19 protein-coding genes, 1 tRNA gene and 1 pseudogene are annotated in these 26306 nt (G+C 70.9%); 10 read left to right on the top strand and 11 right to left on the bottom strand.

Features of this window, described 5'->3' with window-relative positions; genetic code table 11:
* Positions 1-14 precede the first annotated feature (14 nt).
* Positions 15-755 (top strand): nucleotidyltransferase domain-containing protein, encoded by a 741-nt coding sequence (locus tag ASC99_RS09450; protein ID WP_057230232.1) that lies wholly within the window; start codon positions 15-17, stop codon positions 753-755.
* A gap of 3 nt (positions 756-758) precedes the next feature.
* Here ASC99_RS09450 and ASC99_RS09445 read toward each other — a convergent pair whose 3' ends face one another.
* Positions 759-3410, bottom strand: a complete 2652-nt coding sequence (locus tag ASC99_RS09445) for an AAA family ATPase (RefSeq protein WP_057230277.1) — start codon at positions 3408-3410, stop codon at positions 759-761.
* Positions 3411-3660: 250 nt separating this feature from the next.
* Positions 3661-3734, bottom strand: a tRNA-Gly gene (locus ASC99_RS09440).
* Between the two features lie 487 nt (positions 3735-4221).
* Between ASC99_RS09440 and dcd the strand changes: the two genes are divergently transcribed.
* Positions 4222-4797 (top strand): dCTP deaminase, encoded by a 576-nt coding sequence (gene dcd / locus ASC99_RS09430; protein WP_057230231.1) that lies wholly within the window; start codon positions 4222-4224, stop codon positions 4795-4797.
* 71 nt (positions 4798-4868) lie between these two features.
* Here the strand turns inward: dcd and ASC99_RS09425 are convergent, their stop codons facing one another.
* The 4 genes and pseudogenes from ASC99_RS09425 to ASC99_RS09410 all read right to left on the bottom strand — a co-directional run bounded on the left by ASC99_RS09425 (position 4869) and on the right by ASC99_RS09410 (position 10344).
* Positions 4869-5759 (bottom strand): hypothetical protein, encoded by an 891-nt coding sequence (locus tag ASC99_RS09425; RefSeq protein ID WP_057230230.1) that lies wholly within the window; start codon positions 5757-5759, stop codon positions 4869-4871.
* A gap of 26 nt (positions 5760-5785) precedes the next feature.
* A complete protein-coding gene (locus tag ASC99_RS09420; protein ID WP_162257866.1) occupies positions 5786-6652 on the bottom strand; it encodes a Yip1 family protein in 867 nt (288 codons plus the stop codon).
* Positions 6653-6838: 186 nt separating this feature from the next.
* Positions 6839-7903: pseudogene (locus tag ASC99_RS09415) on the bottom strand (sugar phosphate nucleotidyltransferase); the annotation flags it as partial.
* 230 nt (positions 7904-8133) lie between these two features.
* Positions 8134-10344: a (Fe-S)-binding protein gene (locus ASC99_RS09410; protein ID WP_057230227.1), complete on the bottom strand. Its 2211-nt coding sequence runs from the start codon at positions 10342-10344 to the stop codon at positions 8134-8136.
* 282 nt (positions 10345-10626) lie between these two features.
* On the opposite strand from ASC99_RS09410, the gene dnaK reads away from it, so the two are divergent.
* From dnaK to ASC99_RS09380, 6 genes are all read left to right on the top strand, one after another.
* Entirely contained in the window at positions 10627-12468 is a 1842-nt protein-coding gene (dnaK, locus tag ASC99_RS09405) for a molecular chaperone DnaK (RefSeq protein WP_057230226.1), read from the top strand.
* Complete coding sequence (grpE, locus tag ASC99_RS09400) at positions 12465-13070, top strand: nucleotide exchange factor GrpE (protein ID WP_057230225.1); 606 nt, start codon at positions 12465-12467, stop codon at positions 13068-13070. The genes dnaK and grpE overlap by 4 nt, the downstream gene beginning before the upstream one ends.
* 105 nt (positions 13071-13175) lie before the next feature.
* Positions 13176-14315, top strand: a complete 1140-nt coding sequence (dnaJ, locus tag ASC99_RS09395) for a molecular chaperone DnaJ (protein ID WP_057230224.1) — start codon at positions 13176-13178, stop codon at positions 14313-14315.
* Between the two features lie 7 nt (positions 14316-14322).
* The gene (locus tag ASC99_RS09390) at positions 14323-14832 is read left to right on the top strand and encodes a heat shock protein transcriptional repressor HspR (RefSeq protein ID WP_235502922.1); all 510 of its coding nucleotides are present in this window, start codon (positions 14323-14325) and stop codon (positions 14830-14832) included.
* 205 nt (positions 14833-15037) lie between these two features.
* Positions 15038-16042: a helix-turn-helix domain-containing protein gene (locus ASC99_RS09385; protein ID WP_057230223.1), complete on the top strand. Its 1005-nt coding sequence runs from the start codon at positions 15038-15040 to the stop codon at positions 16040-16042.
* Positions 16043-16637: 595 nt separating this feature from the next.
* Positions 16638-17261, top strand: a complete 624-nt coding sequence (locus ASC99_RS09380) for a hypothetical protein (RefSeq protein ID WP_057230222.1) — start codon at positions 16638-16640, stop codon at positions 17259-17261.
* Between the two features lie 16 nt (positions 17262-17277).
* Here the strand turns inward: ASC99_RS09380 and ASC99_RS09375 are convergent, their stop codons facing one another.
* From ASC99_RS09375 to ASC99_RS09355, 5 genes are all read right to left on the bottom strand, one after another.
* On the bottom strand, positions 17278-18228 hold the full coding sequence (locus tag ASC99_RS09375) for a LuxR C-terminal-related transcriptional regulator (RefSeq protein WP_235502923.1): 951 nt from the start codon (positions 18226-18228) through the stop codon (positions 17278-17280).
* Positions 18215-19162 (bottom strand): LuxR C-terminal-related transcriptional regulator, encoded by a 948-nt coding sequence (locus tag ASC99_RS09370; protein WP_082598214.1) that lies wholly within the window; start codon positions 19160-19162, stop codon positions 18215-18217. The genes ASC99_RS09375 and ASC99_RS09370 overlap by 14 nt, the downstream gene beginning before the upstream one ends.
* The gene (locus tag ASC99_RS09365) at positions 19155-20114 is read right to left on the bottom strand and encodes a LuxR C-terminal-related transcriptional regulator (protein ID WP_057230219.1); all 960 of its coding nucleotides are present in this window, start codon (positions 20112-20114) and stop codon (positions 19155-19157) included. The genes ASC99_RS09370 and ASC99_RS09365 overlap by 8 nt, the downstream gene beginning before the upstream one ends.
* Positions 20107-21066, bottom strand: coding sequence for a hypothetical protein (locus tag ASC99_RS09360; protein ID WP_057230218.1), 960 nt, complete (start codon positions 21064-21066; stop codon positions 20107-20109). Before ASC99_RS09360 ends, ASC99_RS09365 begins: the two co-directional genes overlap by 8 nt.
* 403 nt (positions 21067-21469) lie before the next feature.
* Positions 21470-22573: a TDT family transporter gene (locus tag ASC99_RS09355; RefSeq protein WP_057230217.1), complete on the bottom strand. Its 1104-nt coding sequence runs from the start codon at positions 22571-22573 to the stop codon at positions 21470-21472.
* Between the two features lie 70 nt (positions 22574-22643).
* Between ASC99_RS09355 and ASC99_RS09350 the strand changes: the two genes are divergently transcribed.
* A complete protein-coding gene (locus tag ASC99_RS09350; protein WP_057230216.1) occupies positions 22644-23543 on the top strand; it encodes a LysR family transcriptional regulator in 900 nt (299 codons plus the stop codon).
* A gap of 94 nt (positions 23544-23637) precedes the next feature.
* Positions 23638-26256, top strand: a complete 2619-nt coding sequence (gene clpB / locus ASC99_RS09345) for an ATP-dependent chaperone ClpB (RefSeq protein ID WP_057230215.1) — start codon at positions 23638-23640, stop codon at positions 26254-26256.
* The last annotated feature ends 50 nt before the right edge of the window (positions 26257-26306 follow it).

Here is a 26306-nt window from a genome sequence, read left to right as displayed (position 1 = left end):
GGCAGCGTGGACGGATGCCTCATGATCCGATCGACCAAGCCCGGCGTCTCGTCCGCGACCGCTTCCCCGGCGCTCTCGCCGTGGTCCTGGCGGGATCCACGGTCTCCGGGCGGGCAACTGCCGGCAGTGACCTGGACATCGCGGTCCTGATCCCCGGCGGCGGTGAGACGTACCGGGAGACGCTCCGCTTCGAGGGGCGGGTCGTGGAGCTCTTCGTCCACACCCGGGCCGGTCTTCGCGACCTCTTCGCGGTGGATCTCGCCACCCGCCGCGCGGTCATGCAGAGCATGTACGCCACCGGGCTGGTCCTGGTCGACACGGACGGGGAAGCCGGGCGGGCCCGGGCCCTGGCAGAGACGGACCTCCGCCAAGGCCCAGCCGCACTCGACCCCGACACCGTGGAGACCAAGCGCTACGGGCTCACCGACGCCCTCGACGACCTGCACGACGCGACCGACGTCTTCGAGCGCCTGGCCATCGCCGGATTCGTCCTCAACACCGCAGCCGACCTGCTGTGCGACCACCACCGGGCCTGGACGGGCAGCGGCAAATGGCTGCCCCGACGCCTGCTGGAGGCAGACCCCGAACGCGGCACCACCCTGCTCGAAGCCCACGCCCACCTGTCCGCGACGAGGAACCCCACACCCCTGATCGAGACCGCCTCGGCCATCCTCGACCTCGTCGGCGGCCCACTCCGCGAGGGCTACCGCCGGACCTGGCACGGAGTCATCGAATCCGTCGCCACCACCCGCTGAGACTCATTCGGGTGGTCGGAGCGCGGAGCAGGCAGTGCGGGCCCGGTCCGCCAAGCCCTCGGCTCCACAGCCCGCAGCCAGCTCCAGTCCGAGGTTCAGAAACCTGTCCGCTTCAACGGTCCGCCCGGCCTCGACGAGCGCCACTCCGAGGTCGACCAGGGCGAGGGCGTGCTCATAGCCCGCCGGGGACCGTTCCAGACGCCGTACGGCCTCCTGAAGCATCGTCACGGCGCGCGGCCCGTCATGGACTGCCGCGCACAGCCGCAGGGCACTGCCGACCGCCGAGTCCGCACCGAACTCCTCGGCGCGGCGCACGGCCTCCTCCGCCAGTCGCCGAGCCCGGTCCGGCTCCTGGTCGGCGACCGCCAGCGCCAGGTGTCCGACCCAGGGCGCCCACACCGTGTTGCGCCAGCCCCGCGCGTCCAGGGTGGCTCCGGCCGTTTCCAGAGCTGCGGCTGCGGCCGCGCTGTCGCCCTGGGCCAGCAGCAGCCTGCCGTAGAGCGTCGGGGCGTCGGGCAGCACCATCACCGTCGGGTAGGGCGGGCCGAACGAGTACTTCTTCGTGAGTTCCCAGGCCTCGTCGGTCTTACCGCGCGCAAGCAGGGTGTCAGCCAGCACGCCGACGGCGAACCACTGCAACGGGATGCCCGGGGCGATCCGCTCGGCTGTCCGCAGGGCGCGACGCAGGAAGTCCTCCGCCTCGACGAGCCTGCCGCACCGGAACCGGAGCAGCCCCATCAGGAAGTACGCGAACCCCAGGTGGCCGCCGCTCCACCCGGCCACTTCGTACGCCCAGATCGCGTCGCTGAACAGCGCCTCCGCGCGGTCGATCCGGTCGGCGTACAGATAGGAGATACCGAGGACGCCCGGCAGCTCGAAGCCCCAGGTCGTGTTCGTCCAGCCGAGATCCCGCGGAAGCCTGCCATCCTCAAGGGCCGACTCCGCCAAGGCGATCGCCTCGGTGCAGTCCACACCTCGCAGGGTGAGGTCCCAGCAGCGCAGTACCGACACGGCACTGCTCGGACTGCTGCCCCCGGTGAGCCCCCGGCCGAACTCCTCCAGCCGGCGGGAGCGGCCCGGGCCGTCGTCGTCCTCCGCCTGGAAGGCCGCGAACATGAAGTGCGCGACCTCGAGCCGCAGTCGGCCGCTTCCGGGCGCCGTGCGGGCCGCCTCCTCGGCACACACCCTGGCGGCCTGGCCCAGCTGATTGCTGTGGGCCAGCGCCTGGGCGAGCCGGAACGTCGCGTCCACCCGGAGGTCCGGGCTCAGCCCGTGGGGCTCTTTGAGAGCCAGCCGCAGTTGGTTCACCGTGGTGAGCGGATTGGTGAGCAGGGCCGAGCAGCCGAGTTCGTAGAGCACCTGGCCCCGGTCCTCCTCGTCCGGCGGCTCACTCATCGCCCGTTGCAGGCACCGCTGCGCCGCTTCGGGCGCACCGATGGCCAGATGCTCGGCGGCTGCCGCCCGCAGCTTGCGCACCGTCTCGTCGTCACCGTCCGGAAGGGTCTCCAGCAGGTGCCGGGAGGCGGCCAGCAGGCCCAGGCCGGCGTTCTCGATCTCCGCTGCGGCGACACCGTGCATGCCGGTCCGGGTGCCGGCCGGCATGGACTGGTAGACCGAGGTCGCGATCAGCGGGTGGACGAACTCCAGCCGACCGTCCGAGGCACTGGTCAGCACCCGGTGCCTGCGCAGTTCCCTGACGGACTCCGCAGCCGCACCCGGGCCCTGGGCGCAGATGCCGGCCGCCAGTTCCGGTTGGATGTGGGTGCCGAGCATCGACGCCGCCCAGGCAAACCGCAGGGTGCTCGGGCCCAGCTTGTCCAGCCAGTGCCTGAGCGTCATCCCCCGTGCCTCGGCAGCGAGTTCACGCAGTTGACCGGAGTTCTCCTCGACCGGGTCGAGGTGCTGGTCGTGAACTTCGCGCAGCAGGGCGGCAGTCTCGTACGGGTTGCCTCCGGTGACCGCCCACACATGGCGGCAGAAGCCCTCCTCCGCCGCGTCTCCCAGTGAGGCGCGGACCAGGCTCGCGACCGAGGCCGGCTGAAGCGGGTGCAACTCGTGGCGCCGGTCGGCCCGGCCGACGATGCTCCGGTGGAACCCCAGAGCCTCGTCGGGGAATTCGTCGCGGCACGCGAAGACCAGGAGCACCGGCAACTCCCGCGCGCGGACCGCGAAGGCCGCCAGCCACCGGAGCGACTCCAGGTCTGCCCAGTGCAGGTCATCGACGATCACAGCCAACGGTGCCCGCTGCCGGACGATCTGGGTGAGCACGAAATCGAGGCCGTCCCGGACACCCTGCGGGTCGAGCTGGCCAGTCGGCGGAAGCAGTCCCACGGCGGGCCCGACAATGTCGAACCACCGCCCGAAGACCTGCCGCTGCTCCTCCTCGGCCAGCCCCGCCACCACCGGCTGCAGCAACTGACGCACCACGTGGAAGGGCTCGTTGCGCTGCTGCTCGCCGCCACGGGCGAAGAGCACCGTGCAGTCCTCCCGCTTCGCCAACCGACGCACCTCGGTGAGCACGGCAGTCTTACCGAGGCCGGCCCGTCCGACGTAGAGCAGCAGTCCACCGATCTCCGTGCCCTCGGCGCCGGCCGCCCCGCAGAGGGAGTTGATCGCCTCGGTCGCCGAACGGGTCTCCTCCGCACGTTCGTGCAGGCGAGCCGTGACCGGTGCGGCACCCGAATCGTCCCCTTGTGCAGCGGCGCCGCCGCCATGGCCGTCGTCTCGCCCCGGCAACCCGTGCTCCTGCTCGGCCACTGCCCGCCCTTCCACCCCACCGCTGGTGCGCCTGCCGTCGAGGCTAGTGCCGTACGAGCGGCGGTGGAGTGTCTTTGCGTACGCCGAGCAACGCCCGGCCGGCCCGGACAACAAGAAAGCCCCAGGCCGCTGGCCTGGGGCTTTACCGTGGAGCGGGCGACGAGAATCGAACTCGCGCTATAAGCTTGGGAAGCTCATGTTCTACCATTAAACTACGCCCGCGCTGACGAGCCGTCAGTGACTGCTCGATCGTCTGACACTCTACCCCATCCACAGGTTGACCTGGGCCGGGGTGGTGAGGGGCGGCGAGTTGGGGCGGCGAATGTCCGGTAGATCCCCTAATGTGACGCTGGCTCAGGGTGTTTGTGGCCCCTGGGGCGTGGTGGCGTCATCAGGTTTGGGAAGGGGATCGTGATGGAGCAGCGTACCGTCGTCCGTTGTGCCGAGGGACACCTGTTCAGTACTTCGACGTTTCCGATGCAGACTCTCGGGGCGGCGCGGCTGGGGCCGGGGCGGTTGATCCGGTGTCCGCAGTGCGGGCGGCTCCGGAGCTCGGTGCCGGCGGATCTGAGTGAGCTGTCCGGGGCGCAGTTGTCGCGGGCGCTGCGGCTGGAGGCGGCGGAGTTCCTGGCCTGAGCAGCGGATGAACCGCGACCATGCCCCGGACGGGATTCGTCCGGGGCATGGTCATGCACGTACCCTCGGGGGCGTGCTGCTCTCTGACAAGGACATTCGAAGCGAGATCGACAAGGGCCGGGTCATGATCGACCCGTTCGACCCTGCGATGGTTCAGCCGTCGAGTATCGACGTCCGGCTGGACCGTTTCTTCCGGGTGTTCGAGAACCACCGGTACCCGTTCATCGACCCGTCGCAGGAGCAGTCGGACCTGACCCGGCTGGTCGAGCCGGAGGGTGACGAGGCGTTCATCCTGCACCCGGGTGAGTTCGTGCTGGCGTCGACCTACGAGACGGTCACGCTGCCGGACGACATCGCCTCGCGGCTGGAGGGGAAGTCGAGCCTGGGGCGGCTGGGTCTGCTGACGCACTCGACGGCGGGGTTCATCGACCCGGGGTTCAGCGGTCACGTCACGCTGGAGCTGTCGAACGTGGCGACGCTGCCGATCAAGCTGTACCCGGGGATGAAGATCGGTCAGCTCTGCCTGTTCCGACTGTCCTCGCCGGCCGAGTTCCCGTACGGCTCGGAGCGGTACGGCTCGCGGTACATGGGCCAGCGCGGCCCGACGGCTTCGCGCTCGCACCTGAACTTCCACCGCTCGGACGTGTAACGAGCGATAAAAGATAAGAAGGGGGCCGGTCCGGCGGACCGGCCCCCTTCGCATGTTCAGAGCAGCTTGCGTCAGGCCCGCTTCGGGCGGGTCACCGCGACCAGCTCGCTGCCGTCCTCGGAGAGGGTCAACTCGGTGCGGAGCTCGGCCAGTTCGCCGAGGTGGTGCAGGTGGGTGCCGCCGCAGGCGATGGCGGCGGAGCCGGCCGGGAGTTCGCAGTGCCACTGCCGGCGGGCGGTGAGCTCGGGGCCCGGCACCTCGATCCGGACCGGGGCGTCGGCGGCGACCCAGGCGGCGAGCTGGGCGTTGACGGCCTCGGTGAGGGCGGGGAGGGCGTCGGCCAGGGCCGGGTACTCCTCGGTGGCCTCGGCGGTGAAGCCCTTCTTGCGGAGCGACTTGCCGAGCCGGTAGGTGTCGGTGCTGGCCTCGGTGTCCATCACCGAGGAGGCCATCGCCAGGCTGTCGAAGTCGGGGCTGCCGAAGGCGTCGGAGCGGCCCGGGTCCTTGCGCCAGCGCGGCGCGAGCGCGGCGTTCAGGGCCAGCGCGAGCAGGTGGCAGCCGCTGTGCGCGGCGGAGAGCAGCGACCGGCGCTCGGCGTCCACGGCCAGCGCGGCGGTCCGGCCGACCACCGCGCCCGGATCGGCGGCCAGCACGTGCAGCACCAGCCAGGACCACTCCTCGTCGCCCCGCCGGACCGGGATGTCGGCGCCGACCTGGAACTCCCCGGCCGGGCCGTACGCACCGGTCAGGCAGTCGACCACCGGGTGCGCGACGGAGTCCACGGTGAGGGTGCCGAGGTCGGCGGGCTGGTCGGGCCAGGTGTGGTCGAGCGGGTGGAACGGGGTCGCCTCGGTGACCACCGCGTACCGGCCGTCGGCGAGCGGGTGGACGGCGAGTACGGGCGACTCGCCGGTCACCGCCCCGGCGGGGAAGCTGACGTGGGTGGTGGGGAGGGTGGTCATGCGGGAGCTCCGTACGAAGAGATGGTTCAGCCGAGCGTGGGGAGCTTGATCAGCACCAGCAGGGCGAGCAGTTGCAGGGCGGCGGCGCCGGCCGCCTTGCCCCAGGGCAGGTCGTGCACCCGGCGCACCATGGTGGTCAGCAGCACGGCGCAGATCAGCCAGGTGGCCCAGCCGAGCACCTGGACCACGATGTTGTCGGCGGGCAGGAAGAGGGCCAGCAGCAGCCGGGGGACGTCGCTGGTCCAGCCGATGATGACGGCCAGGCCGACGGTGGACTGCCAGGGGCCGTCGCCGCCGAGCTGGCGGGCCAGGCCGTGGGTGACCGCACCGAGCATCGCCCCGGCCAGTGTGAAGCCGACCGCCGCACCGGCGATCGCGGTCAGCGCGACGGTGAAGGTGGAGTTGACCACCTCGTCCTTGGTCAGGCCGATGCCGAGCACCGCGAGCACGCCGTAGGCCAGCGAGACGGTGAGCGCGGGCAGCCAGACCTGGTGATCTCGCATCCGGTCGAAGGTGGCGGACGGGGCCCGGTAGATGCCGGTCAGCAGCTCCTTCCAGGGCAGCCGGGGGCCGCCCTGGTGCGGGGTGGACTGGCCGCCGGCCCGGTACACCGCGACGTTGTCCTGCCCACCGGGGTACTCGGGGGTGCTGGAGTAGTACTGCTCGTCCTCGACCGTGAAGGCCCGGGTGTGCCCGGGCTGGTCGGGGTCGTACCCACCAGGAGCGCCCGGTGCCCCGGGGTCGTAGCCCGGGTGGGGTGCGGTGAAGTACTCCGGCTCCCCCACCGGCCCGCCCCCGGGGTACTGCTGCGCGTCCTGCCCACCGGGCGCCGCTGCCCACCCCCGTCGGGGGTCGGCGGCGCCCTCGCCGTTGTCGTATCCGTTGCCAGCCACGAGTCGAAGGTACCCGTTCGAGCTGACCCGGCGTCGGTTGATCATGGCTTCGGCGCGGGATTGCAGCAGTGCTGTGACCCCGTCACGGACCGGGTCACGACGAGCTCAGCGCGCGGCGACCGAGCGGGCGTGCACGAGAGCCGCCGAGGTCTCCCCGGCCGGGCAGCCGCCCGGGCCCGCGGTGGTGCGGACGGCACCGACCGGGAGCAGGACGCCGCAGGCGATCCGGATGCCGCTGGGCAGTTCGTTGTCGGACTCGACGGTGGCGCCGTCGCCGATCACCGCGCCGTCCAGCGAGCTGCGCGCCCCCACGGTGGCGAACGCGCCGACGATCGAGTCCTTCACGTACGCGTCCGGGCCGATCACCGCGCCGGGCAGGATCACGCTGCCCTCGACGATCGCGCCGGCCTCGACCACCGCGTCCTCGGAGACCACGGTGCCGGAGCTGAGCACGGCGGCCGGGTCCACCGTGGCGCCCGGCAGCAGCAGCGCCTCGCCGGTCGGTCCCGGCACCGCCGGGGAGTCGACCAGGCCGAGCACCAGGTCGGCCGAGCCGCGGACGAAGGCGCCGGGGGTGCCGAGGTCGAGCCAGTACGAGGTGTCGACCACGCCGCGGACCAGCGCGCCGGTCTCCAGCAGTTCGGGGAAGGTCTCGCGCTCGACCGAGACCTCGCGGCCGGCCGGGATGCGGTCGATCACCGAGCGGGTGAACACGTAGCAGCCGGCGTTGATCTGGTCGGTGACGATCTGCTCGGGAGTCTCCGGCTTCTCCAGGAACTCCAGCACCCGCCCGTGCGCGTCGGTCGGCACCAGGCCGAAGGCGCGCGGGTCCTCGACCCGGGTCAGGTGCAGCGTGACGTCCGCCCCGGCGGCGACGTGGCCGTCCCGGAGCGAGGCGATGTCGAGGCCGGAGAGGATGTCGCCGTTGAAGACCAGCACCGGCTCGTCCGGGCCGCAGGTCAGGCCGGAGGCGGCGTTGCGGATCGCACCGCCGGTGCCCAGCGGCACTTCCTCGGTCAGGTAGACCAGCTCGATGCCGTACGGGCTGCCGTCCTGGAAGTGGTCCTCGAAGACCTCGGCCAGGTAGGAGGTGGCCAGCACCACCCGGGTCACCCCGGCAGCGGCGGCCCTGGCCAGCTGGTGCGCGATGAACGGGACACCGGCCACCGGCAGCATCGGCTTCGGGGTGTGGGTGGTCAACGGGCGCAGCCTCGTGCCCTTGCCACCGACCAGCATGATCGCCTCGGTCATGGTCCGCGCCTCTCCCCTTGCCCCAATGCCGTCACCGGCCGTTCCGGGGCGACTTACCTGTCCTGCCTTGCGGGCCCGCACGACACGGGCCCGCCGCCTACTGTATTTGCTTCCAAAGCCGCCCTGTTCCAGCGGGGTTGCGACACGTACCGACGCACCGCTCTGGTGCCTGAACGGGCCCGGCCCCGGTCACCCCATCACAGGTGGCCGGGGCCGGGCTTGACGGACGGTCAGGCCTCGACCGGCTCCGGTTCGGCCGGCAGCGCCTTCACGGAGTCGAGCAGCAGCTGGGCCACGTCGACCACCTTGAGGTGCTCCTTGGCCGCGCCCTCGTTCTTCTTGCCGTTCACCGAGTCGGAGAGCATCACCAGGCAGAACGGGCAGGCGGTGGAGACGATGTCCGGGTTGAGCGACAGCGCCTCGTCCACCCGCTCGGTGTTGATCCGCTTGCCGATCCGCTCCTCCATCCACATCCGCGCACCACCGGCACCGCAGCAGAAACCGCGCTCCTTGTGCCGGTGCATCTCCTGCTGGCGCAGACCGGGGACCTTGTCCATGATCTCGCGCGGCGGGCTGTAGACCTTGTTGTGGCGGCCCAGGTAGCAGGGGTCGTGATAGGTGATCAGACCCTCGACCGGGTTGACCGGGAGCAGCTTGCCCTCGTCGATCAGGTGCTGCAGCAGCTGGGTGTGGTGGATCACCTCGAAGTGCCCGCCGAGCTGCGGGTACTCGTTGGCGATGGTGTTGAAGCAGTGCGGGCAGGTGGCCACGATCCGCTTGGTCGGGGCGTCCTCCAGCGCGGCGTTCAGGGTCTCGACGTTCTGCGCGCCGAGCATCTGGAACAGGAACTCGTTGCCCAGGCGGCGCGGGGAGTCGCCGGAGCAGGTCTCCTCCTTGCCGAGGATGGCGAACTTCACGCCCGCGGTGTGCAGCAGCTCGGCGAAGGCCTTGGTGGTCTTCTTGGCCCGGTCCTCCAGGGCCCCGGCGCAGCCGACCCAGTAGAGGTACTCGACCTCGGCCGGGTCGATGTCCTCACCGATCACCGGCACCTCGATGCCGGTCTCCTTCTTGAGCTCCTTGACCCAGTCGAGCCGGGCCTTGGTGGCCATGCCCCACGGGTTGCCCTTGTTCTCCAGGTTCTTGAGCATCGTCCCGGCCTCGGTCGGGAAGGAGCTCTCGATCATCACCTGGTAGCGGCGCATGTCGACGATGTGGTCGATGTGCTCGATGTCCACCGGGCACTGCTCGACGCAGGCGCCGCAGGTGGTGCAGGACCAGAGCACGTCGGGGTCGATGACCCCGTTCTCCTCGGCGGTGCCGACCAGCGGGCGCTCGGCCTCGGCCAGCGCGGCGGCCGGCACGTTGGCCAGCTGCTCGGGCGTGGCGATCTCGTTGCCCTCGGCGTCCTTGCCGCCACCGGCCAGCAGGTACGGCGCCTTGGCGAAGGCGTGCTCCCGGAGGCTCATGATCAGCAGCTTCGGGGAGAGCGGCTTGCCGGTGTTCCAGGCCGGGCACTGCGACTGGCAGCGGCCGCACTCGGTGCAGGTGGAGAAGTCGAGGATGCCCTTCCAGGCGAAGTGCTCGACCTGGGAGACACCGAAGGTGGCGTCCTCGGCCGGGTCCTCGAAGTCGATCGGCTGCCCGCCGCTGGTCATCGGACGGAGCGCGCCGAGGGCGACGTCGCCGTCCTCCTCGCGCTTGAAGTAGATGTTGAAGAACGCCAGGAAGCGGTGCCAGGCCACACCCATCGAGGGGTTGATGCCGATGGTGGCCGCCCAGGCGAACGAGATGCAGATCTTCAGCATCGCGACCAGGTAGATCAGGTTCTCCAGGGTGCTGTGCGAGAGGCCCCGGAAGGCCACCACCAGCGGGTAGGAGACCAGGTACGCCGCCTCGTAGCTCTCGACGCCCGCCAGGGCGCCCTCCAGGCCGCGCAGGATCATGATGCAGATGCCGATGCCGAGGATCGTGTACTCGACGTAGAAGGCCTGCCAGGCGATCGACCCGGCGAACCGCGACTTCCGCCCGGCCCGGCCCGGCAGGCTGAGCAGGCGGATCACGATCAGGGTGGCGATGCCCAGCGTGGTCAGCGTGCCGACCAGCTCGGTGAAGATCTCGAACGGCAGCCAGTGGCCGATCACCGGGATGACCCACTCGGCGTCGAAGAGCTGGCCGAACGCGGTCACCAGGGTGGAGACCAGGGTGAAGAAGCCGACCGCGACGAACCAGTGCGCGACGCCGACCACCCCCCACTTGTTCATCCGGGTGTGGCCGAGGAACTCGACGGCGACCGTCTTCGTCCTCTGCACCGGGTTACCGGTGCGGGTGGTGTCCGGCGCACCGGTCATCACCACCCGATAGATGTACGCGGCCGCGCGGGCGGCGAGCGCGGTGCCGATCACAGTGGTGACCAGCGAGATGACGATCGCTGCTAGCTGCATCGGCTCTCCGTCTCCAGCGGCTGGGTGTAGCGGGCTCCCCTGAGTGTACTCATCAGTAACTTTGAGAGCTGACGCGCCGGAGACTACCGCGCGTTAACACCGGTTCAGAAGATGCTCAAGGTATGGCGGCAGTCACTAAGGGCATACTCACCCGTCCGGCCCAGCCCTGCGGATAAGCGCGCAGTAAAGTTGAGCCGCCCTGACTCATGGCTGTTGACGCACACGACCGAGTCATGCATCCTTGAGCCTGTAAAGCTCAACTTCTTCATGGAGGTACCAACGATGGCACGCGCGGTCGGCATCGACCTCGGCACGACGAACTCGGTCGTCAGCGTTCTCGAAGGCGGTGAGCCCACCGTCATCACCAACGCCGAGGGCGCCCGGACCACGCCGTCCGTCGTCGCCTTCGCCAAGAACGGCGAGATCCTGGTCGGCGAGGTCGCCAAGCGCCAGGCGGTCACCAACGTGGATCGCACGATCCGCTCGGTGAAGCGCCACATGGGCACGGGTTGGAAGATCAACCTGGACGGCAAGGACTTCAACCCCCAGCAGATCAGCGCCTTCATCCTGCAGAAGCTGAAGCGCGACGCCGAGGCGTACCTGGGCGAGACGGTGACCGACGCGGTCATCACCGTCCCGGCGTACTTCTCCGACTCGGAGCGCCAGGCGACCAAGGAGGCCGGTGAGATCGCGGGCCTCAACGTCCTGCGCATCGTCAACGAGCCGACCGCGGCCGCGCTGGCCTACGGCCTCGACAAGGACGACCAGACCATCCTGGTCTTCGACCTCGGCGGTGGCACCTTCGACGTCTCGCTGCTGGAGATCGGTGACGGCGTCGTCGAGGTGAAGGCCACCAACGGTGACAACCACCTCGGTGGCGACGACTGGGACCAGAAGGTCGTCGACCACCTGGTCAAGGTCTTCCAGTCCGGTCACGGCGTGGACCTCTCCAAGGACAAGATGGCGCTCCAGCGCCTGCGCGAGGCCTCGGAGAAGGCGAAGATCGAGCTGTCCTCGTCCTCCGAGACCTCGATCAACCTGCCCTACATCACCGCCTCGGCCGAGGGCCCGCTGCACCTGGACGAGAAGCTCACCCGGGCTCAGTTCCAGCAGCTGACCGCCGACCTGCTGGAGCGCTGCAAGACCCCGTTCCACAACGTCATCAAGGACGCCGGCATCGCGCTGTCCGAGATCGACCACGTGGTCCTGGTCGGTGGCTCCACCCGGATGCCCGCCGTCGCGGAGCTCGTCAAGGAGCTGACCGGCGGTCAGGACGCCAACAAGGGCGTCAACCCGGACGAGGTCGTCGCCATCGGCGCCGCGCTGCAGGCCGGTGTGCTGAAGGGTGAGGTCAAGGACGTCCTGCTGCTCGACGTCACCCCGCTGTCCCTGGGTATCGAGACCAAGGGCGGCATCATGACCAAGCTGATCGAGCGCAACACCACGATCCCGACCAAGCGCTCCGAGATCTTCACCACGGCCGAGGACAACCAGCCGTCCGTGCAGATCCAGGTCTACCAGGGCGAGCGCGAGATCGCGGCGTACAACAAGAAGCTCGGCATGTTCGAGCTGACCGGTCTGCCGCCGGCCCCGCGTGGCCTGCCCCAGATCGAGGTCACCTTCGACATCGACGCGAACGGCATCATGCACGTCGGCGCCAAGGACCTCGGCACCGGCAAGGAGCAGCGGATGACCGTCACCGGCGGCTCCGCGCTGCCGAAGGACGACATCGAGCGGATGATGCGCGAGGCCGAGCAGTACGCGGCCGAGGACCACGAGCGCCGCGAGGCCGTGGAGACCCGCAACCAGGGCGAGCAGCTGGTCTACTCGACCGAGAAGTTCATCGCGGACAACACCGAGAAGCTGCCCGAGGACGTCAAGACCGAGGTCGAGACCGCCATCGGCGAGCTCAAGGAGAAGCTGAAGGGCGAGGACATCGCGGCGATCCGCGAGGCCACCGAGAAGGTGTCCACCACCGCCCAGAAGCTCGGCGCCGCGCTGTACGCGCAGAACGACGCCGCGGGTGCCGCCCCGGCCGGTGACGCCGCCGGTGCCGCCAAGGACGACGACGTGGTCGACGCCGAGATCGTCGACGACGAGAAGCCCAAGGGTGGTGCCGCATGACGGAGAAGCCGCAGGGCGGCGAGCCCGGCGACGACTCCGCCGCCGAGGAAGCCGTGCTGAAGGCCGCCGAGGAGGCTGTCGCGGGCGCCGGTGCCGATGAACTCTCCGCTGCCAAGCGGGAGTTGACCGAGCGTACGGGTGACCTGCAGCGGCTCCAGGCCGAGTACCAGAACTACCGCAAGCGGGTCGAGCGGGATCGTCTGACGGTCCGCGAGATCGCGGTCTCCAACATCCTGGAGGCCCTGATCCCGGTGCTGGACGACATCGGCCGGGCCCGCGAGCACGGCGAGGTCACCGGTGGCTTCAAGTCGGTCTCCGACAACCTGGAGACCGTGGTCGCCAAGCTGGGCCTGCAGCAGTTCGGCAAGGAGGGCGAGCCCTTCGACCCGACGCTGCACGAGGCGCTGATGCACAGCTACTCCTCGGACGTCACCGAGGACACCTGTGTGCAGATCCTCCAGCCGGGCTACCGGATCGGCGAGCGGATCATCCGTCCGGCGATGGTCGCCGTGGCGGAGCCCCAGCCGGGTACCCAGAGCACTGCCGCGCCGGATGCCGACTCGTCGGACTCCGACAAGGCCGACGGTGCCTCGGAGAGCTGACCGAACGAGCGCTGCGGAGTCGTCCGTCGTCCTGGACGACGGGCGGCTCCGCAGCGCCGTGTCCGAACACACGACATCGAACAACGCCGGGAGGTGGCAGCAGCCATGAGCGCGAAGGACTACGTGGAGAAGGACTACTACAAGGTCCTCGGTGTGCCCAAGGACGCCACCACCGCCGAGATCAAGAAGACCTACCGGAAGCTCGCCCGCGAGTTCCACCCCGACGCCAACAAGGGTGACGTCAAGGCGGAGGACCGGTTCAAGGACATCTCCGAGGCGTACGACGTCCTGTCGGACGACAAGCGCCGCAAGGAGTACGACGAGGCCCGCAGCCTGTTCGGCAACGGCGGCTACCGGGCCGGCGGCCCGCAGGGCGGCAGCTTCGACTTCGGTGACCTGTTCGGCAACAGCCCGCAGGGCGGCGGCGGGGTCGGCGACATCTTCGGCGGCCTGTTCAATCGGGGCGGCCGGCAGCCGCAGCCGCGCCGGGGCGCCGACGTCGAGACCGAGGTGACACTCGCCTTCGAGGAGGCGGTGGACGGCGCCACCGTCCCGCTCCGGATGACCAGTCAGGCCGCCTGCCGGGTCTGCTCGGGCACCGGTGCCAAGGCCGGCACCACCCCCCGGGTCTGTCCGACCTGTGTCGGGGCCGGCACGGTCAGCCGGGGCCAGGGCGCCTTCGCGCTCTCCGAGCCCTGCCGGGACTGCAAGGGCCGCGGCATGCTGGTCGACGACCCCTGCACGGTCTGCCACGGCAGCGGCCGGGCCTCCTCGGCCCGCACCATGCAGGTCCGGATCCCGGCCGGGGTCCAGGACGGGCAGCGGATCAGGCTCAAGGGCAAGGGCGCGCAGGGCGAGCGCGGCGGCCAGCCCGGTGACCTCTACGTCACCGTGCACGTCGACACCCACCCGGTGTTCGGCCGGAAGGCCGACAATCTGACCGTCACCGTGCCGATCACCTTCCCCGAAGCCGCGTTGGGCGGCACCATCGAGGTGCCGACGCTGAACGGACCTTCGGTCAAGCTCAAGCTCCCGGCCGGGAGTGCCAACGGCCTGACCATGCGGGCCCGCGGCAAGGGCGCCACCCGCACCGACGGCACCCGCGGCGACCTGCTGGTCACCGTGGAGGTCATGGTCCCCAAGCACCTCGAGGGCGAAGCCCTGGAGGCCCTGGAGCAGTACCGCGAGGCCACCGCCTCCGACGACCCGCGAGCCGCCCTCTTCAAGGCGGCAGAGGGAGCGTGATGACCCGATGACCCCCGACACCCCCATCGGCCCGGGGCCCGGCCTCGGCGAGGGCCTCCCCGGCGGCCCCGGCCTGGGCCGCTCCCGCCCGGCCGCGACCCACTACGTGCTGACCGAGGACACCCCGGTGTACGTGATCTCGGTCGCCGCCGAGCTCTCCGGCCTGCACCCGCAGACCCTCCGCCAGTACGACCGCCTCGGCCTGGTCTGCCCCGACCGCACGGCCGGCCGCGGCCGCCGCTACTCCGCCCGCGACATCCAGCAGCTCCGCGAGGTCCAGCGGCTCTCCCAGGACGAGGGCATCAACCTGGCCGGCATCAAGCGGATCATCGAGCTGGAGAACCAGGTCGCCGCCCTGCAGTCCCGGATCGGCGAGCTCGCCGACTCCCTGGAGGGCGCCGCCTCGGCGCTCCAGCAGCGGGAGGCGGCGGTGCACGCCTCGTACCGGCGGGACCTGGTGCCCTACCAGCAGGTGCAGCAGTCCAGCGCGCTGGTGGTCTGGCGCCCCAGGCGCTGATCCCGCTCCGTCGGCAAGCCGTCGGCTCCCCCTGTCCGGGGGGTGCCGGCGGCTTACCTGTAATGAGAGAGTGCTGAGCGAGGACCGGGCTCCCGGCTCTACGATCGGATTCGAAGTAGCATCCCCCAACAGCAGCTTAAGATCCATGGTCAGCAGAGTTTGAGTCGTGTGGACTGCTTGTCCAATCGACAACAAGGAGCCAGGGATGAGTGGGCGAGAGCAGCCAAGTCCGCCGACGGGTGCGTCACGCGCCCTCTCGGCCGCGGCCAAGGCCCTCTACTTGTCCGCACTCGAGGCGAACGGACGGCTGGTCGGCGCAGCGGCCGACCCGACCCGGGATGACGCGCTGAATGAACTGATCGGCATCGGTCTTCTGGTTCCGGATACCGACGACCAGAAATCCCTCGTTGCCGTCGACCCGGCGCAGTTGTCCGCCAGTCTGAGTTCCACCTGGCAACGCCAAGCACTCGATCTGCTGGCCCGGGCGATATCACTGCCCAACGATCTGCATGACCTCGCCGAGGAATTCCACACGCCGATGCAGACCGGCGGAACAATCGAATACGTCCGGGGCAAAGCGCTGATTAACCAGCGCCTCCAACAGGCCATGGGGGCAGGGCTCGAGGAGGGCCTCGCCATGCAGCCCGGCGGGCCACGGCCGCCCGAGGTGCTGGCCGCCAGCATCACCCGGGACCTGGAGACGCTGCGCAGCGGTGCCGCAATGCGGACGATCTATCACGCCAGCACCCGTTACCACCAGCCCACCAGGGACTACGTGGCGACGCTGGCGGAGGCCGGCTGGCAGTTCAGGACACTGGACGAGCCGTACACCCGGCTCCTGGTCATCGACCGACGGCTCGCCGTCATCCCGGTGGCGGACGACATGAGCCTGGCCGCATTCGTCAGCGACCAGGCTGTCATCAACTATCTCGCCGAAGAGGTGTTCGAGCGCAACTGGAGCCGAGCCCTTGGCTTCGACGGCGACCGGACGGTCCCGCAGCAGGTGGTTTCCCGGCTCCGGCGAACGATCATCGATCTCCTGCTCGACGGCACCAATCATCGGGTCATCGCGCGACGACTCGGAATCAGTGAAAGAACGCTGGCCCGCCACATCGCCGAGATGCGGGAGGACTACAACGTCGACTCCCTGTTTCAGCTCGGATATGTCCTCGCCCGCGCTTCACAGGAGCACCCGGGAAACCCTCAGTAGCCCTGGAGATGGCACTGCCGGCACCTCCGGGCGTTCAACACGCCCCGAGGACCAGTCCCCACGTCCGGGTGCCACCCCATCCCGCCAACGGTCCGCTCAGGTCCAGTTGAAGTCTTCAGAAGACAGCATCACCACAGCCGAAGTCTGCACGTCAGCAGGCCCCTCCTGCATGCCTCCCGCTGCGAAGAAGCCACCGACCAGCACTGCCGCCGTGGCGACAACCGGCAGTACAACCTTGCGGACAAGTCGATACATACGAGACACAGACCCACCCCTTTCAGCAGATTCACAAGCTGAACTAATAGGACTAACGTCCACATGATGCCGCACCCGCCGAGCGGTGTCATCCACCCGGCCCGTGTCAGTGCGTCATCTCCCTGCCAGTCATCCACATGACAGGGCAGAAAGCTGGACGCCACCGCGCCGGTCGATGGACGATCAGTTCGCTCTCGATAGGCACTGTGGGATCCCTGATCTTGCCAATGAACAGTCAATCATTTCGTCTATCGGAAGCCAACAGCCTTAGTTGAGCAGCAACTATCCAAACGCCTGCCGGCACCAACCACTACCCGGTCGGCTGTCCCCCGGAGTCGTCATGAGTGAGCCCTACCTGCGCAATCGCGCCGTCCAGACCCCCGAGGGTCGGCGCGCTCGGGTATTCCTGGCCGCGCCGCTCATGCGGCTGACCGGACCGGCCGACAGCGTGGTGACGCTGGCCAGCCGGACCAGGCTGACCACCCTGCGGTCCACGCTGCTGAAGAGCGGCGCCGCCGTCTACAGCGCGCACCACAGCGACGCCTGGACGGTGAGCGGCCGCGCGCCGGAGCCGCGGGTGCCCTCCGACTACCGGGCGCTGCAGACCGCCGACCTGGTGTTCGCCTACGTCGGGGCGCCGCTCTCGGCCGGCGTCGCACTGGAGCTGGGCTGGGCCTCCTCGCTGCGCAAGCCGATAGTGCTGCTGGTGGACGAGGCGATCACCCACAACCCGCTGATCGCCACCATCGAGCAGGTCGCCCCCGTCCTGCCGCTGGTCTTCGACGACACCTGGTCGCAGGAGGCGCTTCGGCACACCGTGGAGACCGCACTGGACTGGGCCGGCATGGCGCTCTCGCTCCGCGAGGGCTTCTGGACCGCACCCGCCGAGGCGTTCCCGAGCCCCCGGCAGGAGCCCCCGGTCTCCGGCTTCGGCTACTGGGCCCCCGGCGTCGCCACCGGCTGACCGGACGGTGGGGCGGTCAGCCGTCCGACCCTCCCTCCGCCCCCCGCATCTGCCAGCCCAGCTGGAACAGCGTCTCCGCGTCGTACAGCTCGCGCAGCCGGGCGATGTGCCCGGCCACCGTGCGCTCGCTCAGCCCGAGCCGGCTCGCGATCTTCTTCTGGGACAGGCCCTGTGCCAGCATCCGGCCGACCTGCTCGTGCACCGGCTCGCCGACCTGGCGGATCGCCTGCCAGCTGACCCGTTCGGCACGCTCCCAGTCCCGCTCGAACCTGTTGACCAGGAAGGTCACCACGGCCGGGTCCTCCACGAAGGCCGCGCTGCTGTTGTCGGCGGCGGCCGGGATCACCGCGACCCGGCGGTCGAAGACGAACAGCCGGGTGAACGGCTCGTCGAGGACCCGGATCCGCTCGCCGTACGCGGTGAGGGCGGCGGCGTACTCGACGGTCGGCCCGTCCAGCCGGGCGCCGGGCTGGTAGATGGTGCGGAGCGCTCCGCCCTGGTCCAGGAATCGGCGGGACCGTTCGAGCGAGAAGGCGAGGAACTCGGCCGGCCTGGCACCCCCCGGCTGGGCGGAGAGCGTCTCCTCCCGGCTGTCCTCCTCGATCTGGAGGAGCCGGGAGCGGATCTGCTCCATGTCGGCGACCTGGACCACCTCGCTGGAGAGGTCGACCTTGCGGGGTGCGGCGTCGTAGGCGCGCGACAACTCGCCCAGCAGATCCGGCACTTCGTCCGCCATCCGGAGCCCGTGCAGGCCCGCCGACCGGAGACCGACGGCCCGCCGCTCCGTCACCGTCCGGGGATTCACCGCGGTGAGCATGGCGCCCTCGGTGTGGTGGATCAACAGGCCGATCTCCAACAGGCGCAGCACCGTCGCGGCGTCCTCACCGGCCACCTCCCGGAACAGCACCCGGCCGCCCTGGGCCAGCACCTCGGCGTAGAGCGCGCGTTCGGCCTCACTCAGCACCACGGGCACCCCGCATCTGCCAGCCCAGCTGGAACAGCGTCTCGGCGTCGTGGAGTTCGCGCAGCCGCGCGATGTGCCCGGCCACCGTCCGCTCGCTCAGCCCGAGCCGGCTCGCGATCGCCTTCTGGGTCAGCCCCTGGGTGAGCATCCGGCCGACCTGCTCGTGCACCTGGTCTCCGATCGCCTGCCAGCGGACCCGTTCGGCGCGCTCCCAGTCCCGTTCGAAGCCGCTGACCAGGAAGGCCACCACGGCCGGGTCCTCCACGATGGCGGCTGTGGCGTGGTCGGCGGCCGCCGGGATGACGGCCGTCGCCCGGTCGAAGATCAGCATCCGGCTGAACGGCTCGTGCAGGATCCGCAGCCTGGCCCCCCAGTCGGTGATCGTCGCCGCGTACTCGGCGGTGGGCCGGTCATGCCTGGCGGCCTCCTCGTAGAGCACCAGCAGCCTGGTGCCCCGTGCCAGCAGGCGGCGCAGCCGTTCCAGCCCGCCGTTCAGGTGCTCGGCGGGGCGGGCGCCACCGGGCTGCGCGGCCAGGCACTCGTCCTGGCAGTCGGCTTCGAGCTGCAGCATCCGGGAGCGGATCTCCTCCAGGTCCTGGATGTGCAGCACCCCGCCGGAACGCTCCAGTTTGCGCGGCGCCGCGTCGTAGGCCCGGACCAACTCGTCCAGCGACGCCGGGATCTCCTCCGCCCGGAGCAGCAGCCGGGTGCCGGCCGAGCGAAGGTCGGCGGCGTGGCGCTCGGCGATGGTGCGGGGGTTGACGGCGGTGAGGGTGGCGTCCTCGGTGTGGTGGACCAGCAGGCCGATCTCGAGCAGCCGGAGCACGGTGGCGGCATCCTGGTGGGCGACGTCACGGAACAGCACCCGGCCGCCCTGCGCCAACACCTCGGCGTAGAGCGCGCGTTCGGCCTCGCCGGGCAGTGGGAGGTCAGGCATCGCGGCCGCCACGGAGCAGCCAGCCGAGCTGGAACAGGGTCTCGGCGTCGTGCAGGTCGCGGAGCCGGGAGATGTGTCCGGCGACGGTGCGCTCGCTGAGACCCAGGCGGGTGGCGATGGTGCGCTGGGTGAGGCCGGCCGCGAGCAGGCGGCCGATCTGTTCGTCGACCGGGCGTTCGTCGGCGCAGGTGTCGGCGTCGCTCCATCTGACGCGTTCGGCGCGGGCCCAGTCGCGCTCGAAGCCGCCGACCAGGAAGGCCACCACGGCCGGGTCCTCGACGAAGGCGGCGCTGCTGTGGTCGGCGGCGGCGGGGACCACCGCGACCGTCCGGTCGAAGATCATCGTCCGCTTGAAGGGTTCCCCCAACACCCGTACCCGCATGCCGAGTTCGCCGATCGCGGTGGCATAGCGGACGGTGGGCTGGTCGGTCCGGACGGACGGTTCGTAGAGGGCGCGGGCGGTGCCGCCGCGAGCGGCGAAGCCGCGTGCCCTGGCCACCGCGTGGTCGAGCTGGGCGGGTGGCAGCGGGCGGCCGGGCTGGGCGATCAGGATCTCCTCCCGGGCGCCGGCCTCCAACTCCCGCATCCGGTGGACGATGTCCGCGGCGTCGTGCACGTGCTGGACCACGCTGGAGCGGACCGAGCGGCGCGGGGCGCTCTCGTACACCTTGGTCAACTCGCCGAGCAGGCTGGGCAGTTCTTCGGCCTCGACCAGCAGCCGGGTGCCGGTGGAGCGGAGTTCGGCGCTGATCCGGGCGGCGACGGTGCGCGGGTTGACGGCGGTGTAGCCGAAACCCTGCGCACTGCTCACCAGCAGGCCGTTCGCCAACAGCCGGGCCAGCGCGTCCTGGTCGGCCTCGGCGGCCATCGCCAGCGTGATCCGGCCGCCCTGGCAGAGTACGTCCAGGTAGAGCTCGCGTTCGGCCTCGTCCGGCAGCCGTACGTCAGTCACGTCGCCCTCCACGCATCTGCCAGCCGAGTTGGAACAGGGTCTGCGCGCGGTACTGCTCGCGCAGCCGGGCGATGTGGCCGGCCACCGTCCGCTCGCTCAGCCCGAGCCGGGTGGCCACCGCCCGCTGGGTCAGACCGCCGGCGAGCATCCGGCCGACCCGGTGGGCGGCGGCCTGGAGCGGCGGTTCGGTGCCCAGGCGGCACCAGTCGACGGTCTCGGCCCGGCCGAAGTCCCGCTGGTAGACGGCGGCCAGGAAGGCGACCGCGGTGGGGTCGGAGATGAAGGCGGCCCGGCTGTTGTCGTCCGCGGCAGGCACCACGGCCACCGCGCGGTCGATGATCAGCGTCCGTTGGAAGGGCTCGTCCAGGATGCGCAGCTCGGAGCCCTGCGCGGAGAGCGCGACGGCGTAGTCGACCGTGGCGGGCTCGGACAGCGCGCTGGGCTGGTAGAGGGTGCGGAGCCGGATGCCGCGTCGGCGCAGGGCCAGGTCCTGCTGCCGGGCGAGCGCCAGAGTCTCCGGCTCCCGGGATCCGGGCTGGGCGGTGAGCAGTTCGGTGCGGCACTCGGAGAGCAGTTCGGCGATCCGCTGCCTGATCTGCTGCTGACCGTCGATCAGGGTGGGCCTGGCCGGTTCGAGGGCGATCCGTGGGGTGGACTCGTACGCCCGGGTGAGGCCGCCGAGCACGTCGGGCAGTTCCTCGGCGCGGAGCAGCAGTCTGGTCGCGGCCGAGCGCAGTTCGGTGCAGAGCCGTTCGCTGACCGAGCGCGGGCTGACGGCCACGTAGGTGCGGTCGAGCGCGTTGGGCAGCACCAGCCCGGAGCGGACCAGTTGCTCGAGGGCGGCGCGGTCGGTGTCGGCGAGCGCGCCGAACGGCAGCCGGCCACCGCTGGAGAGGATCGCCAGGTAGAGCTCGCGGGCGCTCTCGTCGGGGAGTTCCTCGGTGGAGGCCACGCGCGGTGCACCTCCCTGCCGTCGATCACCCATGGGTCCGTCCCGCCCATGATCCCTCAGGGATGATCCGACGCGTCCCCCGGAGCCCGAAGCCCCGGGGAACCCGTCGATCTCACGCCGGTCGGAGCGCTTCCAGCGAGGCGGAGCAGCAACGCCTCGCCGACTCCGGACCGGGGCCATCACCACACATGGCGCTCCGGCCGGGGCTCCACTTCGTTGCACCGGCACGCGTACGTACCGGGGCACCCCCGTAGCGGAGCAAGTCGCTGTTCGCGGGCTGCGGTTGCCCGGACGACCTTGGCGTGGTTCCACCCTCACAGCGTGACAGCCGGTGAACAAGAGGCGTCCGACTGCATGTTCCCGCAAGTGCAGGAACCTGCAGCCGGACCGGGCGGACGGGCCGTCAGGCGGCGCGCACCGGGCCGAGCAGCCGACCGTCCAGCAGGCCGCTCAGGGTGCGCACCAGGGCGACCGCCCAGGCGGCGACCAACAGCAGGTACAGGGCGACGGCCAGGCCGGTGAAGCCGTCGAATCCGGTGTGCCTGGCGAGTCCTGCGGTGCCGGTGACCATGGTGCCGACCGGGAAGGTGAAGGCCCACCAGGTCATCGCGAACGGCATCTCGGCCCGCAGCGCCCGCAGGTTGGCGGTGATCGCCACCCCGAGCCAGAGCACCCCGAAGCCGGTCATCGCCACGCCGTACAGGACCGCGAAGCCCAGGGCGGGCCCGGCCAGCGCGGGGGCCACCGACTTCGCGGCGTCGGCCAGCTGGTTGACGGCGGTGGTGGACTGGCCGAGCGGGCCGAGCACCAGGAAGAGCGAGGGGGTCAGCACCAGGGCGGGCAGCTTGCTGTGCACCAGACCGGCGAAGACCACCGGCAGCACCAGCAGGGTGCCGAGCAGGCTGGCGCCGAACAGCGCGTAGCAGCCGTACAGCATGGCGGGGCCGAGCGCGGCGGGCAGGTGCGGGATCAGCGCGGGGCCGAGCGCGGCGGCGACCATCGGGGCGACCACGGGGAGCAGCCAGGTGGGGTTGGCCTTGAGGGCGGAGACCCGGTGCCGGGTGATCATCAGGTACGGGATGCCCCCGGCCACCAGGACGGCGTAGAGGGTGCCGGTGGTCCACAGGACCAGGTCGATCGCGACCGCGGCCTCGGTGCCGATCAGCCGGGAGCCGAGCACCAGGGTGCCGTAGCCGACCGCGATCAGGGCCATCGGCGGACAGCCGTAGAAGACGGCGGTGGCGGGCTCGTCGAGCAGCTGCTCGCGGGCGGTGGCCCGGTGCCGGGTGAGGTGCACCGCGCGGCCGGTCACCAGGGCCGCCAGCGCCAGGAAGGAGAACGCCCAGACCACCTCGCCGAAGCCGATCAGCCCGGGCAGGTGGACCGGGAGGGCGGCGGCGCCGTTGCCGACGATCGCGGTGCCCATGACGGCGGCGTACCAGTTGGGGCCGAGCCGGCCGAGGTCGAGGCCGTAAGCGGCGGTGCGGGATGCGGTGAGGGTGGCCATGCCTCCACCGTGCCTGTCGTCATGATCGGCCGGTAGCGCGTCCCGCCCTATGAGGACATAGCCTGGCCCTATGCCCCTCTCTCCGCGTGTGCCCGAGCTCGGTGCCCTGGAACTGCTGCTCGCGGTCGCCAGGCTGGGCAGCGTCGGCCGGGCGGCGGCCGAGCTGGGGGTCAGTCAGCCCGCCGCCAGCGCCCGGATCAAGGGCATGGAGCGGCAGATCGGGGTCCCGCTGCTGGAGCGCTCGCCGCGCGGCTCGCGGCCGACCGAGACCGGCCGGGTGGTGGTCGAGTGGGCCCGCAACGTGGTCGAGGCGGCGCAGGCGCTGGACGCCGGGATCGACGCGCTGCGCGAGCGCCGGGACGCCCGGCTGACCGTGGTGGCCAGCCTGACCGTGGCCGAGTACCTGATGCCGGGCTGGCTGCTGGCGCTGCATCAGGTCAGCCCCGACACCTCGGTGATCCTGCGGACCGCCAACTCGGCGGACGTCGCCTCGCACGTGCTCGCTGGGGACGCCGACCTCGGCTTCGTGGAGGGCCCGACCACCCCGCCCGGGCTGGCCGGCGCGGTGGTGGCGGCCGACCGGCTGGTGGTGGTGGTCGCGCCGAGCCACCCGTGGGCCCGTCGCCGCACCCCGCTGACCGGCGCCGAGCTGGCCGCCACCCCGCTGGTGCTGCGCGAGCCGGGCTCGGGCACCAGGGAGGTGCTGGAGCAGGCCCTCGCTCCGTACGGCGGGGCGACCACGCCCCGGCTGGAGCTCGCCTCCTCGACCGCGCTGAAGGCGGCCGCGATGACCGGCGCCGGACCGGTCTGCCTGAGCGAGCTGGCCGTCACCGAGGAGCTGGCCACCCGACGGCTGGTCGCGGTCCCGGTGGACGTGGACCTGGCCAGGCCGCTGCGCGCGGTCTGGCCGGCCGGTCACCGCCCGGCCGGACCGGCCCGCGTACTGCTCGGCCTGACCCGGAAACAGTGACCCGAACACTGAAATGGCCCTGGCTCCGCAAAGTTGAGCGGGGTAGACTCAACTTGTCGAACAGTCCAACTGTCATATGAGGAGGCCCCCCGCAGTGGACGCCAGCAAGTTCACCAGCAAGACCCAGGACGCCCTGTCCGCCGCGATCCGACAGGCCAGCGCCGCAGGCAACCCGGACGTCAAGCCGGTGCACATCCTGCTGGCCCTGCTGGAGCAGCCTGAGGGCATCGCCCGCCCGCTGCTCGAAGCGGTCGGCGCGGACGTCCCCGCCGTGCTGGCCGCCGCCCGGCGGCAGCTCGCCACCCTGCCCAGCGCGCAGGGCTCCACCGTCTCCGCCCCGCAGCTGGCCCGGGACACCATGGCCGTGCTGACCGAGGCCGGCAAGCGCGCCGAGGACCTGGACGACCAGTACCTCTCCACCGAGCACCTGCTGGTCGGCCTGGCCGCCGAGGGCGGGCAGGTGGCCGACCTGCTCCAGCGGTACGGCGCCACGCCCAAGGCGCTGCTGGCGGCCTTCAAGGACGTCCGGGGCAGTGCAAAGGTGACCTCGGCCGATCCGGAGGGCACGTACAAGGCGCTGGAGAAGTACGGCACCGACCTCACCCAGGCCGCCCGGGACGGCAAGCTCGACCCGGTGATCGGCCGGGACCAGGAGATCCGCCGGGTGATCCAGGTGCTCTCCCGCCGGACCAAGAACAACCCGGTGCTGATCGGCGAGCCCGGCGTCGGCAAGACCGCCGTGGTCGAGGGCCTGGCCCAGCGGATCGTGGCCGGCGACGTGCCGGTCTCGCTGCGCGGCAAGCGGCTGGTCTCGCTGGACCTCTCCGCGATGGTCGCCGGGGCCAAGTACCGCGGTGAGTTCGAGGAGCGGCTGAAGGCCGTGCTGAACGACATCAAGTCCAGCGACGGCCAGGTCGTCACCTTCATCGACGAGCTGCACACCATGGTCGGCGCGGGCGCCGGCGGCGACTCCTCGATGGACGCGGGCAACATGCTCAAGCCGATGCTGGCCCGCGGCGAGCTGCGGATGGTCGGCGCCACCACGCTGGACGAGTACCGCGAGCGGATCGAGAAGGACCCGGCACTGGAGCGCCGCTTCCAGCAGGTGCTGGTCGGCGAGCCGAGCGTCGAGGACACCATCGCCATCCTGCGCGGCCTCAAGGGCCGGTACGAGGCGCACCACAAGGTGCAGATCTCGGACGCCGCGCTGGTGGCCGCCGCCACCCTGTCCAACCGCTACATCACCGCCCGCTTCCTGCCCGACAAGGCGATCGACCTGGTCGACGAGGCGGCCTCCCGGCTCCGGATGGAGATCGACTCCTCCCCGGTCGAGATCGACGAACTCCAGCGCTCCGTCGACCGGTTGCGGATGGAGGAGCTGGCACTGGAGAAGGAGTCCGACCCGGCCTCGGTGGACCGGCTGGAGCGGCTGCGGCGCGATCTGGCAGACCGGCAGGAGCAATTGAGCTCGCTCAACGCCCGCTGGGAGCAGGAGAAGAAGTCGCTGAACCGGGTCGGCGAGGTCAAGGAGCGTCTGGACGAACTGCACGGCGCGCTCGAACGCGCCCAGCGGGACGGTGACTTCGAGCGCGCGTCCAAGCTGATGTACGCCGAGGTGCCGGCCGCCGAGCGGGAGCTCGCCGAGGCCCAGGAGCGGGCCCAGGACGAGGACGCGAGCGAGTCGATGGTCAAGGAGGAGGTCGGCCCGGACGACGTGGCCGACGTGGTGGCCTCCTGGACGGGCATCCCGGCCGGCCGGCTGCTGGAGGGCGAGAGCGCCAAGCTGCTCCGGATGGAGGAGGAGTTGGGCCGCCGCCTGATCGGCCAGCAGGAGGCGGTGGCCGCGGTCTCGGACGCCGTCCGGCGGACCCGCTCCGGCATCGCCGACCCGGACCGGCCGACCGGTTCGTTCCTCTTCCTCGGCCCGACCGGTGTCGGCAAGACCGAACTCGCCAAGGCGCTGGCCGACTTCCTCTTCGACGACGAGCGGGCCATGGTCCGGATCGACATGAGCGAGTACGGCGAGAAGCACTCGGTCTCCCGGTTGGTCGGCGCCCCGCCCGGCTACGTCGGCTACGAGGAGGGCGGCCAGCTCACCGAGGCGGTCCGCCGCCGGCCGTACAGCGTGGTGCTGCTGGACGAGGTGGAGAAGGCCCACCCCGAGGTCTTCGACGTGCTGCTCCAGGTGCTGGACGACGGCCGCCTGACGGACGGTCAGGGCCGCACGGTGGACTTCCGGAACGCGATCCTGATCCTCACCTCCAACCTGGGCTCCCAGTACCTGGTCGACCCGAACACTCCGGAGGAGACCAAGAAGCAGCTGGTGCTGGACACCGTCCGCTCGGCCTTCAAGCCCGAGTTCCTGAACCGGCTGGACGACATCGTGGTCTTCGAGCCGCTCGGCACCGCCGAGCTGAGCCGGATCGTCGACCTCCAGATCGGCCTGCTGGCCGGCCGCCTGCAGGACCGCCGGCTCACCCTGGACGTCACCCCGGCGGCCCGCGACTGGCTCGCGATCACCGGGTACGACCCGGCGTACGGGGCCCGGCCGCTGCGGCGGCTGGTGCAGTCCGCGATCGGCGACCAGCTGGCCCGGGCGATCCTGTCCGGGCAGGTCCACGACGGTGACACGGTGCTGGTGGAGCGGGACGAGGACGCCGACCGGCTGACCGTCCGGGCCGAGCAGCTGACCGCCTCGCTGACCAAGCGCTGACCTGTCCTCCGCGGCCCGGGTACCCCTGTGTCCCGGGCCGCGAATGAGGC

Source organism: Kitasatospora sp. Root107 (assembly GCF_001424875.1).
In the GTDB taxonomy this organism is placed as follows: Bacteria; Actinomycetota; Actinomycetes; order Streptomycetales; family Streptomycetaceae; genus Kitasatospora.
Note: the sequence above shows the minus strand (reverse complement) of the source record. Positions and strands in the feature narration are given on the sequence as shown.